Annotated in this window: 9 protein-coding genes; 8 read left to right on the plus strand and 1 reads right to left on the minus strand. The window is 42.3% G+C overall.

Annotated elements, in window-relative coordinates:
* The first annotated feature begins 11 nt into the window (after positions 1–11).
* The 5 genes from QZ576_RS00625 (at position 12) to QZ576_RS00645 (ending at position 8316) form a co-directional block, all read left to right on the plus strand.
* Positions 12–1673, plus strand: a complete 1662-nt coding sequence (locus QZ576_RS00625) for an AMP-binding protein (RefSeq protein WP_297093347.1) — start codon at positions 12–14, stop codon at positions 1671–1673.
* Between the two features lie 251 nt (positions 1674–1924).
* The gene (locus QZ576_RS00630; RefSeq protein ID WP_297093348.1) at positions 1925–3454 is read left to right on the plus strand and encodes a LysM peptidoglycan-binding domain-containing protein; all 1530 of its coding nucleotides are present in this window, start codon (positions 1925–1927) and stop codon (positions 3452–3454) included.
* An 87-nt stretch (positions 3455–3541) separates the two neighbouring features.
* Entirely contained in the window at positions 3542–5008 is a 1467-nt protein-coding gene (locus tag QZ576_RS00635; RefSeq protein WP_297093350.1) for a GDSL-type esterase/lipase family protein, read from the plus strand.
* A 203-nt stretch (positions 5009–5211) separates the two neighbouring features.
* Complete coding sequence (locus QZ576_RS00640; protein WP_297093352.1) at positions 5212–6594, plus strand: GDSL-type esterase/lipase family protein; 1383 nt, start codon at positions 5212–5214, stop codon at positions 6592–6594.
* A 33-nt stretch (positions 6595–6627) separates the two neighbouring features.
* On the plus strand, positions 6628–8316 hold the full coding sequence (locus tag QZ576_RS00645) for an MBOAT family protein (protein ID WP_297093354.1): 1689 nt from the start codon (positions 6628–6630) through the stop codon (positions 8314–8316).
* A gap of 10 nt (positions 8317–8326) precedes the next feature.
* Here QZ576_RS00645 and QZ576_RS00650 read toward each other — a convergent pair whose 3' ends face one another.
* Positions 8327–10174: a hypothetical protein gene (locus QZ576_RS00650; RefSeq protein ID WP_297093355.1), complete on the minus strand. Its 1848-nt coding sequence runs from the start codon at positions 10172–10174 to the stop codon at positions 8327–8329.
* A gap of 289 nt (positions 10175–10463) precedes the next feature.
* Here QZ576_RS00650 and QZ576_RS00655 point away from each other — a divergent pair, with 289 nt between their 5' ends.
* From QZ576_RS00655 to QZ576_RS00665, 3 genes are read left to right on the plus strand one after another with little or no spacing between them, the layout of a single operon-like run.
* Positions 10464–11690: an ROK family transcriptional regulator gene (locus QZ576_RS00655; protein ID WP_297093357.1), complete on the plus strand. Its 1227-nt coding sequence runs from the start codon at positions 10464–10466 to the stop codon at positions 11688–11690.
* 43 nt (positions 11691–11733) lie between these two features.
* Positions 11734–14802 carry a SusC/RagA family TonB-linked outer membrane protein gene (locus QZ576_RS00660; protein WP_297093358.1) on the plus strand — a complete coding sequence of 1023 codons (3069 nt, stop codon included), beginning with the start codon at positions 11734–11736 and terminating at the stop codon, positions 14800–14802.
* Between the two features lie 41 nt (positions 14803–14843).
* Positions 14844–16511 carry a SusD/RagB family nutrient-binding outer membrane lipoprotein gene (locus QZ576_RS00665; protein WP_297093360.1) on the plus strand — a complete coding sequence of 556 codons (1668 nt, stop codon included), beginning with the start codon at positions 14844–14846 and terminating at the stop codon, positions 16509–16511.
* Positions 16512–16619 lie beyond the last annotated feature (108 nt).

Consider the following 16619-nt stretch of genomic DNA (forward strand, 5'->3'; position numbering starts at 1 on the left):
TTTGACGCAACATGATTGAAAAATACTTAAAACAGACTGCTTTTACCGATTTTGAGGATTTTAAAGCGAATTACGAGTTAATTATTCCGGAGGATTTCAACTTTGCCTACGACGTTGTTGATGGCTGGGCTGAAAAAGAACCTAACAAAAGGGCTTTGCTCTGGACAAACGATAAAGGCGAAAGCCGGACATACACCTTTGGCGAATTAAAAGAAATTACCGACCGTACTGCCGGTTATTTTTCGTCGCTGGGAATTGGAAAAGGCGATATGGTAATGGCTATTTTAAAACGTCGTGCCGAGTTTTGGTTTACCATTATTGCACTGCATAAAATTGGTGCCGTTATTATTCCGGCCACGCACTTGCTGACTAAAAAAGACATTGTTTACCGTAACAATGCCGCCACTATAAAAGCCATTATTTGCGATGGAGATGAATTGATCACCACACACGTAATTGATGCTTTGCCCGACTCGCCATCCATTGAAAAAGTGGTGTCGATCGGACCTGTAATTCCTAAAGGTTGGGAAGATTTTCACAAAGGAATTGAAAATTCTGAGCCATTTCAACGCCCTGCCGAGCCAACAAAAAATGACGATCCGATTATCGTAAGTTTTACATCGGGAACTACCGGCGATCCGAAAATGGTAGTGCTCGACAGTGCTTATCCGTTGGCGCACATTGTTACGGCTAAATACTGGCAGAATCTTCACCATGGCAGTCTTCACCTTACGATTGCCGACACCGGTTGGTTAAAAGCTGTTTGGGGAAAACTCTACGGACAGTGGCTGGTTGGCGCTTCGGTATTTGTTTACGATCATGAAAAATTTACGCCTTCCGATATTTTGGAAGTGCTGTCAAAATATCAGGTTACATCGCTTTGTGCACCGCCAACTATTTTCCGTTTTTTAATCCGGGAAGATATGAGCAAATACGATTTGTCGGCACTTGAATGGTGTACGATTGCCGGCGAAGCTTTGAATCCTGAGGTTTACAACCGTTTTTACGATTTAACAGGAATTAAACTGCGCGAAGGATACGGACAAAGTGAAACAACCTTGTCGGTGTTTACTTCGCCATGGGTAGAACCAAAACCGGGATCAATGGGGCTTCCAAGTCCGCATTACGATATTGATCTGCTGACATCGGAAGGACGATCGGCCGAAGCCGGAGAGCAGGGACAAATTGTAATTCGTATCGATAAAAATTACCCTGCTGGATTGTTCGATGGCTATTATCGCAATCAAAAGCTGACCGACGAAGCCATGTCGGATGGAATATACTACACCGGAGATTTAGCCTGGAAAGATGAGGATGGTTATTTGTGGTTTGTAGGGCGTGCCGACGATGTAATTAAAAGTTCGGGTTACCGTATCGGGCCTTTCGAAGTAGAAAGTGCATTGATGACTCACCCCGCTGTTGTAGAATGTGCAATTACCGGAGTTCCTGACGAAATTCGTGGACAGATTGTAAAAGCTACCGTTGTTTTGGCACCAGATTTTAAAGAGCGCGCCAGCGACGACTTGGTAAAAGAGCTACAAAACCACGTAAAAGAGGTGACTGCTCCTTATAAATATCCACGACAAATTGAGTTTGTTGATGAGTTGCCAAAAACCATCAGCGGAAAAATTCGTAGGGTGGAGATTCGTGAGCGCGACCATGTGACAGAGTAAGTTGTTGATTATCCAACCCGTATCAGGTTGTTGAATTGATTCTTTAATTGGGATTATTGCTACAATCGAACATCTACAGTGTTCTCTTTAAAAAAGAATCCGGTACGGATTCGCTTATAGTAGAAATGATTACCGGTATTCGTTTTACAACCCTGTAGGGGTTGGATAATTTTGTATAAATCCTTTGCATTAATTGTGGGCTGTTTAATCGGAAATCATATTTTTGCGTAACATTTTTGCAAAAATTGTATTTGAAACGATTCAAACAAAATAAGCCGGGTTCTTTAATTGGAATTTTTGTGGTTTTGCTGTTGTTGCTTCCCTTTATAAATTGGGCGCAAGACAGCATAAACGGCGAAGATTTCGAATACCGGTTGCTGCAAAATATTCATCAGCAGGTTTTTGATTATCCATGGAACGATGCTGCGTTTTTCCCGGGGAAACTGGAATTGGCCAACCGTCAGACCATGAAACGTGAACTGAAAGAAGCGAAAGAATATGCACATAATCCGGAAGCTTTCGAAACTTATTTTTCCGTTTTAAATAATTTACCTGCACCGGATAAGGCAATTTTTGTTAAAAGCTTTTATTTCTATCAGCCGCAAATAAAAGAAGAGTTAAACAAAGCTGGTCTTGGCGAAGATTTACAGTATTTGCCTGCCACTCTTTCTGCGTTTAATAGCGAAGCAAAAAGTTCGTTTAAACGAGCAGGAGCGTGGCAACTAACGCATTTTCAAGGTGTGATGAATGGTTTGCAAATCAATAAACTGATTGATGAACGCCTAAATGTTGCAAAAGCGACACACGCGGCTGTTCAGGAACTCAAGAAGAATGAAGCTTTATTTGATCATCCGAAAAAGGCCGTGCTTGCATTTGTTTTCGGAAAGACTGAGATTAAAAATCTGTGTCGTCGTGCTGGTGGTGATGATTGTTCTGTAAATGAACTGCTGAAAGTAGCACCGAAAGAGGTGACTGATTTTATGGCGGCTTACCAGGCAACAGCGGCATTTTTGAGTCGGAATAAATTTATACCGGAACAGGAACTACAAAAAACAGCAGAAGCAAAAGTACGCCTGCAAACACATTTCGACCAGATTAGTGCGGTGTTGCCGCTTTCTGCCGAAGAACTACGCTTTTTAAATCCACAATTTCCATATTCTATCATTCCGGAACAGGCATCTGTTACTTTACCTGAAAAATTGAAGCAAGACTTTTTGTTTCTGCAGGATTCAATATATAACGGTGTCGATTCAACGCTTTTTGAAGTGGTGGCGCAAAAGATCGAATATCCGCCGGCGCCTAATCGCCAGTATGTGGGCGAGAAGGTAAAGGATCTGGAAATTGAAGGAAAGACGAAAATCAAATACACCATAAAATCGGGCGATGTGCTTGGGTTTATTGCCGAAGATTACGATGTGCGTGTTGCCGATTTAAAATATTGGAACAACATTTACGACGAGCGCAAAATTCAAGCGGGCAAAACGCTTGATATTTTTGTCGACGATGAAAACGCAGAATATTATAGTGGTCTACAGCAAGAAACAGCTATAAAAGAAGAGCCGAAAACTGTAGTGCCGAATTTTGCATCGGCAACTTTGCCGGGGATTGTAATTCCTGAGTCGTCGAGAAAAGTGGAGCACATTGTAAAAAGTGGTGAGTCGCCGTATGTAATTGCTCAAAAATACGATGGTGTAACGCCCGAGAAAATACTGGAATGGAACAGCATCAGCGATGCACGTAAAATTCAAATTGGTCAAAAATTAATCATCTACGTTCAATGAAACGAGCACGTAAAAATATTGACATAGAGGAGCGAAATTGTCAGCGAGTTACATCGAATACCGCTGAAAGGTTTTAATAATAATGAGATGAAACCACTACAAACATTAACATTTACTTTGGGCGTGATTGCTTTGCTGGCAGGCGCCATGTGGCTGATGCCCGACGATGGTTTCGAGGTGGGTGAAATGACCTTTCATATGCCAACGTTCCCCGAAATGTTGGGTGCTGATGATGTGGAATATACCGATGTCTCGGAAATATTGGCGCAGCAGTTTGAAATCGATTCGCTGGTAGATATTGAAGTGGATACCATTGCCGGCGATACGGTTGTTGAAGTGATTCACCGCGCAGATTACGATACGCTGGTGCAATCGGTTCGCCGCATTGAAATGACAGATTTGGGTAGAGAAAATCTGTACCGCTTTTTTAATCATTTGAAAAGTGACTCGCTGGTTCGGATAATGCATTACGGCGACAGCCAGATTGAAGGCGACCGCATTACGGCTTTCCTGAGAAATAAATTGCAGGTGAAATTTGGCGGAACCGGTGTTGGATTACGTCCGGCTTTGCAACCTTACGACTATGTTTTTAGTGCCTATCAAAAGAATTCCGAGAACTGGACACGTTACCCGATTTACGGCAAGGTGGATTCAACGGTTGAGCACAGTCGTTACGGTGTGATGGGTGCTTTTTCGCGTTATGCGCCTTTGGCCAGCGACACGATACCGTTTAAAGATTCGATAATTTACGAGGCCGAAATGAATGTCTCGAAATCAGATATCTCATACAAACGTACCCGCGAATACGAAAATATGCGCTTGTTCTACGGGCACACCAAACGTCCGGTTGCGGTGCAGTTAATCGCACGCGGCGATACGGTTTTAAGTGATACGCTTGTCGCGGATACCATGTACGCTGTGCTCGAATGCGAGTTGCCGGATTCAACAAGCAGTGTAACATTGAAGTTCTCGGGATACGATGGCCCTGATGTTTACGGAATTGAGCTGGCTTCGAAAAAAGGCGTAATCATGGATAACATTGCGTTGCGTGGTAGTTCCGGTACAATTTTTACCAAGGCCGACTATCAGCTGAGTTTAAGAATGTACAACGACCTGAATCCTAAGTTTTTTATTCTGCAGTTTGGCGGAAACGTAATTCCATATATTAAAGACAAAAAAGCAATTGAACGCTACGGCCGCTGGTTTGGCAGTCAGATCCAACGAATTAATTCTCTGTGTCCCGATGCAGCTATTCTGGTAATTGGGCCAAGCGACATGTCGACAAAGGTGAAGGATAAGTATGTTACCTATAAACATTTGCCGCAAGTTGTGGAAATGCTAAAACAGGTGGCACTCGAAAATAACTGTGCGTATTGGGATATGTACGAAGCGATGGGTGGACACAACAGTATGCCGTCGTGGGTGAATGCGCAACCCGAACTGGCGCGCCCCGATTATGTACATTTCTCGGCGCGTGGAGCACGTTTGGTGGCCAATATGTTCTACAATGCATTGATTCTGGAGTACAACAATTATTTGGAGGAGGATATGTAATGGGGAAGAAAGTAAAAAGTACCGAGCCACGAGTGACGAGTTCCGAGTTTTGTGTCATTTCGAACGCAGAGAGAAATCTGTTTCAACGAAGCTTCAAGTTACAAGTTACAAGTTTCAAGCCTTTACTCAATTTTGTAGCTCAATCTCTATTCAATCTAATTCAATCTCCATCAATCTTAGTACATTCGGTAAAGGTTCGAGGCTTGTCATTGCTGCTTCTTAGCTTCGTCATGTTGCTTTCTACTTCGGCTTTCGCTCAGGAAGACAGCTACTTCTATCACGTTAACCAATACAATTTCGTTCGTTACGACCGCAATGAAATGCATTATCCCGGAGACCGGACAAATGCTAACCGGTTTTATTCAAAACTGGAGCGATTGGTTACAACCGGCGAAGGACGAGTAAACATTGTTCAAATTGGTGGCTCTCACATTCAGGCCGGCTCGTTTTCGGGGCAAATGCGCAACCGTTTTCAGCAGTTGAATGGCGAAATGAATGCCGGTTGGGGATTTATGTTTCCGTATCGCATTGCACGTACCAACTCGCCTTTTGGCTATTACATTCGCTACAATGGGTACTGGAAAACCTTCCGCAATGTAGAGGGGCGGAAAAGCGGAACGCTTGGAGTGGGAGGTATTTCTGCAACAACATCTTCGCCAAAAGCCGAACTAACAATTTTGCTGGAAGAAGAAAACGAACTGGATTACAGCTTCAACAAACTGAGAATATACTACGAAAATACGGCAAAGAATTACACCATAAATATTGATGAGGATTTGGTGAAAAATAAGGTTGAAAGCGAAGGCTACACCGATTTTGAACTGAATGAATGGGTAGATAGTTTGCAGATAACCTTGGAAAAGGATTATAACTCGCAGGGCAATTTTACTTTGTTGGGCATGACCACCGAATCGAATCCAAATGGTGTAATGTATCACAGTATCGGTGTGAACGGGGCACATGTTCCGGCATTTTTGCGTTGCCAGCTTTTTACAGAGCAACTGGCCGAACTGAGTCCGGACATGGTTATTATGGGACTGGGAATTAACGATGCTTACGGACGCCGTTTTTCGCAAGCCCGTTTCGAAGATCATTACGGACAACTCATTGACAAAATAGAAGCTGCAGCTCCGAATGCTTTGATTGTTTTTACTACGAACAACGACAGTTATTTGTATCGGCGGTATGTGAACAAGAATGGCGAAAAGGTACAGGATAGCATGTTTAAAATGGCCAAAAAATACAATGCCGGTGTGTGGGATATGTTTTCGGTAATGGGAGGTTTGAATTCCATTGTACTGTGGCAGAATAACGGCCTGGCCCGAAGCGATAAAATCCATTTTACCCGCGAAGGTTATTTAATGATCGCCGATCTGTTTTTTGGGGCGCTGATGAAGGATTTTGAGAGTTATTTGATTGATAAAAAGGAGCTCACTGATAATGGGCAAACCGTACCCCCCGTTTCGGCCACATTCCGTACAACGGAGTCGCTGGCCTCAACTGTCCCCCTACAAGTAGGGGGACGACAGGAGCCGGTGGTTTCGGAGAAACACCTGCGGATGTCGGGGGGTAACAATAACGAATAAAACTTCACTTTGTGAAGAATAAACTAGAACTGCTTGGATTTACTACAACAAATAGAAATAAAAGAACTGCTACGGAATATTTTTCTGTACGATAAAACGGCCCCGCTGATTTTCACTCGCTTTTTCTTTTGGGCATTTTTTGCTTTTGTTTTGGCCGGTTATTCATTGGTTTACAAAAACAAAAACCGAAGTGTGCGCGCCGGTTATTTGTTTCTGGTAAGTCTGTTTTTCTACTATAAATCCAGCGGATTCTTTTTCTTCATTTTGTTATTCAGTACGCTCACCGACTTTTTTATTGGTAAAGGAATTTACAAATCGAAAAGCGAGTTGATTCGCAAACTGCTGATTGCAGCAAGTGTGGTAATTAACCTCACATTGCTGGCTTATTTTAAATATGCTTACTTTTTTATCGACAGTATAAATGTGATGTTTGGCACCGATTTGCATGTGATCAATCATTTGGCTTTGTGGGCCAACGCCGCAACAGGAACACATTTCGAGGTGAACCAGATTTTGCTACCTGTTGGTATTTCGTTCTTTACTTTTCAAACCATTAGTTATTCGGTTGACGTGTATCGCGGCGAAACCAAACCCGTAAATAACTTAATCGACTTTGGTTTTTATGTGTCGTTTTTCCCGCAGCTGGTTGCCGGACCGATTGTTCGTGCATCGGGCTTTGTAAAGCAAATTTATGAAGATTATCGCCTTTCGAAAGAAGAATTTGGCTGGGCCATTTTTATCATTCTGAAAGGACTGATCAAGAAAATATTTATAGGCGATTACATTGCTGTAAACTTTGTCGACCGTGTTTTTTCCGACCCGATTACCCACACCGGTTTCGAAAACCTGATGGCCTTATTTGGATACTCGTTGCAGGTTTATGTCGACTTTTCGGGGTACACCGATATTGCCATTGGAGTAGCACTTTTAATGGGCTACCGATTACCGCAAAACTTTAATTCTCCCTACAAGGCAAAAAGTGTTGCCGAGTTCTGGAAACGCTGGCATATGTCGCTTTCGTCGTGGTTAAAAGATTATTTGTATATCCCGATTGGCGGAAACCGCGAAGGTTCGGTGTTTAGTTATATCAGTCTCGGAGTAATTCTCGCAATCGTTGTCCTTTTGGCCGGAAAGCTGATTTTAGTACCAATATTTGCAGGTTTGGTACTGCTATTTGCATTGTTGGCACATTTCTTCCCCAACGTAAAACGGCATATTAATACCAATATCAACCTGATGCTTACCATGTTGCTCGGAGGACTCTGGCACGGTGCATCGTGGCAGTTTATTATTTGGGGAGGATTGAACGGCGTTGGATTAGTAATCTATAAATTCTGGCGAAAGATAAGTCCGTGGGAAAAACGCAGTAACTGGATGGTGAATATCTGGAAGATTGCCATAACATTCACTTTTATCACTTTTACGCGAGTATTTTTCCGCTCCGAATCGATGGATGTTGTGCGCGGAATGCTGCACCAAATCGGCACAGATATCAATCTTGCGATGATTCCTGAGGTACTTGTTGCCTACAAATGGGTATTCCTGATGATGCTGTTTGGTTTTGTTACACACTGGCTGAGTTACGATCTAAAGGACCGGGCAAAAAACTGGTTCATCGCCTCGCCAATGTGGGTAAAAGCTGCAATTTCTGCCGTTGTGGTTATAATCGTTTATCAGTCGATTTCGGCCGATATGCAGCCATTTATTTATTTCCAGTTCTAGAAATCTAATTTTATTCAAAACGCATTGGTTCCGGGCCGGTAGGTTCAAACGAAATAAAGCGCTGTTTAGATTGTTCGTCGAGCGAAAAGCCTAAAAAGCTCATATCACCCGGATGGAAAGGATAAAAAGCAAGGCGTAGGCGGAATGTTTCGAAAACGAGGTTCTCGTTGTGTAATCGAATGCCAATACCAATGCCGCTGTAATAATCCTGTTTAAAAATCAACTCGCGGTTCGAGCCAATAACTCCAAAGTCGGCAAAGCCAAAAATGGCCATGTTGAATTTATAAAATTGTGACGGCAGAAATACAACATGTTCCAGTTTTAAGTTTAAGCGCTGTTTCCCGATAGCAATATCGCTGTCGAAACCACGAATATGATCGCGGTCTCCCAGTGTTAAATGTTCAATCTCAAAGCGCCGGAAACCAAGTGTATAATTGAGGTCGACAAATGTACGAACACGCTTTTTCCCGGGTTTATGAAGCTTCGAAATAAAGTTTACATCGCCCTGGATCATTCCTTCAACAAAGCGGCCATCTTGCATATACCCGCCAATTCCGGCAGTTGTAAACAGGTAGCCACGTCGGCTAAGCAGCAAATTTCCGTTCGATGTAAAAAAATGCAGGTAGTGCCGGTCGCCAAACTCATTGGCATCGTAACCATAAATAAATTCGTTTTTAAAACCTTCGGGAATATCCTCGGTAATTCCGTAGCTATAAATTAACTGGTCTTGAATATAACGACGTTGCGAAATGGTAAGGCTGGCCATATAAAGCGTGTGGTTGGCAAAAAAGTGACTGTTTTCGGTTTCCACCGCCGGATCTTCAAAATAGTTCCAGTTATTAATACCACCCGATAAAACCAGCTCCGTTATATTTTCGTGCCTTGGACTGATATTAAAACTGTGTCCGCCCCAAAGGTAATTTACCGACAGATCCATTGGCTCTTCCACTTTTACCGGGTCGTTATTCGTAATGCGGTCGGTGCGGTACATGCGGGCAGAATAACCACCGTAGCCCCACTTAATATTTTGTGTTAAGAAAGGCTTGGTTACCTCGGTAACAAAACCTTCGCGACGGTAGGTATTTAAATACCCCAAACGAACGTCGAGAAACCGCCCGCCAATGTTCTTTATATTGTAAAAGGTTTCAACGCCCAGGTATGGTTCTTTTTCAACATGGCCAACAAACTTTACCGAAACCTCGTGACCGACGCCAAAAATGTTCCGGTTGTATATCTCCAGATCGCCCGAGTTGGTCCCATTTACACCACCTGAAACCCCAAAAGAAAAACGGTCTTTTGTTAATACCAAAACATTCACCAAACCGGGGTAAATCGGATCCTGCTCCACATAAATGCGGGCATCTTTAATATAAGGCAAGTCCCTGATAATCCTTTCGTTTTCGTACATCTGCTCCGGTTTTAGCATGTCGCCAACTTTAAAAAGCAACAATTTGCGAAGGGTTTTCAGGTTCGATTTTGTATGAATTTTATTGGCAGCCCGCTCGGCCCAATGGTCGGCTTGTTTTGTGGTATCGGTGCAGGTTGGCCCAAAAACATCGAGTGCATTGATTTTTATATCGGCAATAATTTTTCCTTCATATTCTTTAAAATAATCAAGAGCAAGCGCCTTTTTATCGACGTAAGGGCGGGGAGGAGTAATTATAGCATCGTACAGCCAGCCGGTAAGTTTGCGGCGGTTGGCACGGTTTTCCAAACTGTCGTAAAAGTGTTCCTGTTGCAGGTGGGGTTTTTGGATGACTACTGATGTGTCGAGCGGTGGTATTTGTGCACGAACTGTTGTGCCGGCCAATAGTGCCAACAGCATAAAAACAGTTATTTTAAGTGCCTTCAACTTCACAGTTCCCCCTTTTTTTTCTTCAGCAGAAGAATAAGTTTTTTTGAAAGTAAGAATTTTCTGATTTAAAGTTTTTAAATCATACTGTTAATTTACGTTAAACAGAATTCAGGATTACCGATTAGCGGGGAATCTTATTGTAGAAAATACTTGAATACTTTATTTATTGACGATTTAGTTGAAAGGATTTGTATAATTACTTTTGACTTATTAAAAAAATTAACAAACATTTGGTTTTGATTTAAAAATTTCTTTAAATTGCATTCAAATTAATTAACTATACTATTCCAAAATGATCCTTCTTGAAAATATAAAAGGTCAGAAACTTACCGGTAATGCCTTAAAAAATTATCGGCGGAAAAAGAAGATTCTAAGTCTTTTATATCAAAACGACACTCTTTCAGCAACATTTCTTTCGAAACAAATTGGGGTAAGTTTACCCACGGCCATTTCTTTGTTAAAAGATCTTGGTGAAAGCAAGCTGGTAGAAGTTAGAGGAAGCGGCGAGTCGAAAGGCGGACGACGCCCCACTTTATTTGGATTAAAGCGCGACAGCATTTTTGTTATTTCGTGCGAGCTAGGGCGCTTTAAAGGAAAGATAGGCGTTTATAATTCGCATAACGAGTTGGTTGCGCCCATTACCGTTGTTGAAACATCGATTGACGATGATGACCTGGTAGATAAACTGTATGCCGAAGCGCGCCACATTCTGGAGGTTAATAACATCGATTACAGCCGCGTATTTGCTGTTGGAACGGCAATGCCCGGTTTGGTTGATTCGATAAATGGAGTAAACTACACCATTAAAAAGGAAGCGTACCGAAATGTTGCCGATCGTTTAAGCATGAAATTCGGCAAGATGGTTTACATAAACAATGATGCCCGAATGGAAGCTTACGGCGAGTTTATTTTTGGCGCCGCAAAAGACCACAACGATGCAGTTATTATAAACTGGAACTGGGGTTTAGGTATCGGGCTTATTCTTGGAGGTAAATTATATAACGGTGCCACCGGTTTTGCCGGCGAGTTGTCGCACACCAAGTTTGAAGAAGACGGCGATTTGTGTGTTTGCGGTAAACGTGGTTGTTTAGAGACTGTGGTTTCGGCAAGTGTGCTTATTCAGCGCGCTAAAGATGCTGTTGCAGCAGGAAAAATTTCGCAGCTTACCAACCGTTTTCAGTATAAAATTGAAGAACTACAACCCGAAGATGTTATCGACGCAGCAAAACTTGGCGACGAACTGGCCATTACACTTTTAAGTGATGTGGGGCAGGCTTTGGGAAAAGCATTATCAAATACCATTCAGTTATTAAATCCTGACATAATTGTTATAGGTGGAATTGTATCGCGTGCCAACCAATACATTCTTACACCTATTCAGCAAGCAATTAATCAGCACTGTTTGGAACAAATATCCGGCAATATTGAAATCGTAATTTCCGAAAACTGGGAGCAATCGGGTTTATTGGGAATGACAGCAAAACTGTTTCAAAAACTATTCAGTGATATGTATAAATAATTCAAGTATTAATCTATTTCTAGTTCATTTAAATTCAAAATCTATGCGAAAGATTTTTTTGATTTTAGGAATGTGCTTTGCATTACTAGGTAGTGCTTACGCGCAGCAAACGGTGACAGGGACAGTTACCGGCGATGATGGCCTCGGGATTCCCGGAGTCTCAGTAGTAGAATCGGGAACATCGAAAGGAACCATCACCGATATCGACGGTGTGTACACCATTTCAGTTGCCGACGATGCAACAATCGTATTTTCTTTTGTGGGAATGCAAACCGTTAGCGAGCCCGTTAACGGACGCTCAACAATTGATGTAACAATGGTAGAAAACCAAATTGGTTTGGAAGAAGTTGTTGTTACGGCTTTAGGTATTTCTAAAGAAAAGAAATCGTTGGGTTATGCAGTAACCGAAGTTGGTGGCGACGACATTTCTGTTGTTAAAGACCACAACCCGGCAAACTCGTTGGTAGGTAAAGTAGCCGGTGTAGTTGTAACTCAAGGATCGGGTAGCCCGGGTAGCGGCTCGCGTGTGATCATCAGAGGTAACAACTCAATCACTGGTAACAACCAGCCATTAATCGTGGTTGATGGTGTGCCAATCGATGCTACCGGATCGAACAGTGGTGGTAGTGTTTATAACAGTACTGTAACCGGTGGTGGTATTACCGATATCAACCCTGACGATATTGAGTCGATCTCGGTATTGAAAGGACCAAACGCGGCAGCATTGTATGGTTCGCGTGCAGGTAACGGTGTACTATTAATTACAACTAAAAAAGGTACAAAAGGTAAAGGTTTGGGAATCTCTGTAAATTCGAACATTACTTTTGATAACCCAATGTTGTTGCCCGATTACCAGAACGAATACGGTCAGGGTAGCCAGGGTAACGTACCGGGTAATGTTGAGGATTTGAAAAACTCAACAGGATCGTGGGGACAACGTTTAGATGGCAGCAGCCAAATGTATTACACCGGAGAAGAGAGACCTTATATCGCTTATGGCGACAATGTGGAGAATTTCTTCCAAACTGGTGCAAAATACATCAACTCTGTTGCTATTGCAGGTGCAGGCGAGAATCACTCAATTCGTTTCTCGTACACCAATAACAAAACCGAGTCGATGATTCCAAATTCAGAATTAAGAAGCCACAACTTTAACTTGCGTGGTGTAGTTGATTTGAACGAAAAATTAACTCTCGATGCGAAAGCAACTTATTTCTGGCAAGAGCTGGAGAATGCAGCTAACCAGGGATCGGAAGGTATTTTGGCTTACGTATACGATATGCCAAGAAGTGTTGATATTGAAGACCTGAAAACATATCAAAATCCTGAAGAATCACTGAATTCTATTTCTTACGGTTCGTTGGGTGCCAACCCATACTGGATGGTATACAACGATTACAGAACTGACAGAAGAGAGCGTATTCTTGGTTTCAGTAAATTAAACTACGAAATTACTCCATACTTATCGGCTTTTGCTCGTGTAGGTACCGATGTAACTATAATGAAATCAGAATCGGTAAATCAGCCGGGTCACCACTATTTTACAAGTGGTCGTTTAACATTTAGCAATACAAGAGTAACGGAAACCAATGCCGACTTCCTGTTGATGTTCAACAAAGATCTTACTTCAGATTTAAATCTGTCGGTAAATGCCGGTGGTAACCACTCGTATCGTACATACGAATACCAAAGCATTTATGGCGAGGATTTCAAAATTCCTAGCCGCGCAACGGTTGCCAATTCAGTAACACAAACGCCGTCGTATACTCCATTACAAGAGAAAAAAGTTAACTCACTTTATTTCCAGGCTTCATTATCGTACCGCGATTTTGCTTACCTTGACGTAACAGGTCGTAACGACTGGTCGTCGACTTTACCGGCCGACAACCGCTCGTATTTCTACCCATCGGTAACTGGTTCGTTATTGCTGAACAGTTTTATCGATCCGGATGCAGAAGTATTTAACTTATTAAAAGTTCGTTCGAGCTGGGCAAACGTTGGTAACGACACCAGTCCTTATCAGTTGTATCCTTATTATAATCTGGCAAACGATGGTTACCTGGGATTAACTCAGTTATCACGTCCGTCAACTAAACCAAACGAAGAATTATTACCTGAGAATATTGCTTCGTTCGAGATTGGTTTAGAAGCCAGCATGTTGAACAACCGTATGTTCTTCGATTTCTCGTGGTATAACATTAAAACTACCGACCAGATATTTAATGTACCGGTTCCTTCATCAACAGGATATGATTACTTCCTTGAAAATATTGGTGAAACAAGCAACAAAGGGGTTGAACTTCTTGTAGGAGGTATCCCTGTAAAAACCGATAACTTTACCTGGGAAACAAGTTTCAACTTTGCTAAAAACAACAACGAACTTGTTGAATTAACTGAAGACCTTGATAGCTACGTATTCAACTCAACCAACTCGGGTAACCTGCGTTTACAGGCAACAGTTGGTGGTGGTTACGGCGATTTATACGGTACAACCTGGAGAACCAACGATGCCGGCCAAGTTGTAGTAGATGCAAACGGTCGCCCATTGGCTTCAACCGATATGGTTTACCTGGGTAACTCGCAACCCGACTGGACAGGTGGTTTTACCAATACCTTTACTTATAAAAACCTTTCATTGCGCTTCCTTATCGACGCGCGTGTTGGTGGTAAAATTTACTCGCAAACCAATGCTGCTTTGGTTAGCAGTGGTGTAGTAACAGAAACACTTCAATACCGCGAAGAAGGAATCGTTGTTGATGGCGTTGTTTTGCAAGATGATGGTTCATACGTTCAAAACACAACTGAAATCAGTGCTCAGGATTACTGGGGATCTGTATCAGGAATTGCTTCTGAATATATTTTCGATCAGACCAACGTTCGTTTGCGCGAAATGGTACTGTCGTACAATGTACCACAATCGCTAATCAGAGATACCTTTATTCAAGGTGCTACAATTGGTTTGGTAGGACGTAACTTGTTCTTTATTTATAAAGACATTGATCACGTTGATCCGGAATCGAGCCTGGGAACAGGTAACAACGGACAGGGTATTTTGTCGTACAACTTACCTACTGCAAGAAGTATCGGATTTAACGTAAACATTAAATTTTAAGGAGGGCCAGCAAAATGAAAAATATATTAAAAATATTCGTAATGTTTATAGCGGTATTTTTGCTGAGCAATTGTACCGATGATTTCAACGAAATCAATACAAAACCGGATTCATTTACGGTTGATGAGGTGAGTGCAAAATACTTTTTAACTACTCCTCAGTATAAATTGTATGCACCCGATCGTTACCCATACTGGCGTGCACAATTAATTCATGCCGACCGTTATTCAGGTCAGGTTTGTTTCGGACACAGCAGCAGCTGGTGGTCAGACGAATTAGGTTACGCTTATAATAGTGGTTACACCGATGCTGCATGGGATTGGTTATCGAGCTACATTGGCGACCTCGACAACTTTATGCGTTTGACTGCAACAGGTGGCGAATTCGAAAATGATAAAATGTACGCTATCGGCCAGATCATTAAAGGTTTATATTTCCAAATGTTTACCGACGTTTTTGGAATGGTACCTTACACCGAAGCAACAAATCCTGATATTGTTCTTCCAAAATTTGATGAGCAAAGTGTAATTTACGAAGGAATTATTGCCGAACTGGATGAAGCTATCGCAACAATTGGCGATGCAACTTCAACCGGTGTTGCTGTTGACGATGTGGCCGACAACGACCTTTACTGTGGTGGTGACCTGCAACAGTGGAAACGTTTGGCGAACACTTTAAAACTTCGTATTGGTATGCGTGCTTATGGTGCTGCAGGTGCAGGTTTTGCTCAAAGTGCAGTTTCTTCAGCATTGAATGCAGACTTGCTTGATGGCGAAGGCGACAATATTTTAATGGAAAAAGACGAAGAGATTTCGCAATGGGGTAGCGCTTGCTACGGCGATGTTTGGTATAACTTTGGTGCCGGTTCTGACTGGACAATGAGTAAAACCATGATCGACCTGTTGCGCGATAACAACGACCCTCGTTTAGCTGTTTATGCACAGCCTGCAGTTGGCGGTACTCAAACACTTGAGAAACCAACTGAAGGATCAGAAGTAGAGAATTTCCAAAAGCGTGTTGATTTCATTTTGGCTGTTCTTGAAGAGGCCGGAGTTGATTACACCTCAACTACTCTTGAAGACGGTAGCGTTGAAGTTACAATGCCTGAAAATATGTACTATGTTGGGCAACCAACCCGCTTGAATGGAAAAATGAGTTCTTTCGCTCGTTACAACTTCTTCTCTAAACCAGCAGAAGTGGTTATCAATAAAAAGAACAATGGCGAAATTCGTGCTGAGTTGATTATGTCTTCAGCCGAATCATATTTCTTGCAGGCAGAAGCTGCAGTACGCGGAATTGGCTCAGGAAGTGCACAGGACTTGTACCAGGAAGGTATTCGTCAGGCAATGAAATTGTGGGGTGTTAGCGATGCTGATATCGATACTTACTTGGCTAACGAAGATATGGCAATGTTAACTGGCACCGAGGAAGAAAACCTGGAGAAAATTGCATCGCAACGTTGGATTGCTGCATTTACTGATGGTTTTGAAGCCTGGTCGATCGTTCGCGATATGGGATACCCTGCAGAACTTGCAGCCGGTGTTCAGGATGGTGATATTTTTGGCCTTGGTGATATTAACGGAAATTACCCAACACGTATGCGTTACGGTAATAGTGTTATCAACACCAATGGTGACAATTATAGTGCAGCAGTTGCCGTTCAGGGACCTGATGTACAAAACACAAAATTATGGTGGGCAAAACAGTAACGAGACTGTTTTCGCAACCGATTAATTAGTTTGGTTAGGTTAAACCGTCGTTCATTGATTTGAACGGCGGTTTTTTTTGTTTAACGCTTAAGGGTATTTCTGCAGTTA

The organism is uncultured Draconibacterium sp., assembly GCF_913060805.1.
GTDB lineage: Bacteria > Bacteroidota > Bacteroidia > Bacteroidales > Prolixibacteraceae > Draconibacterium.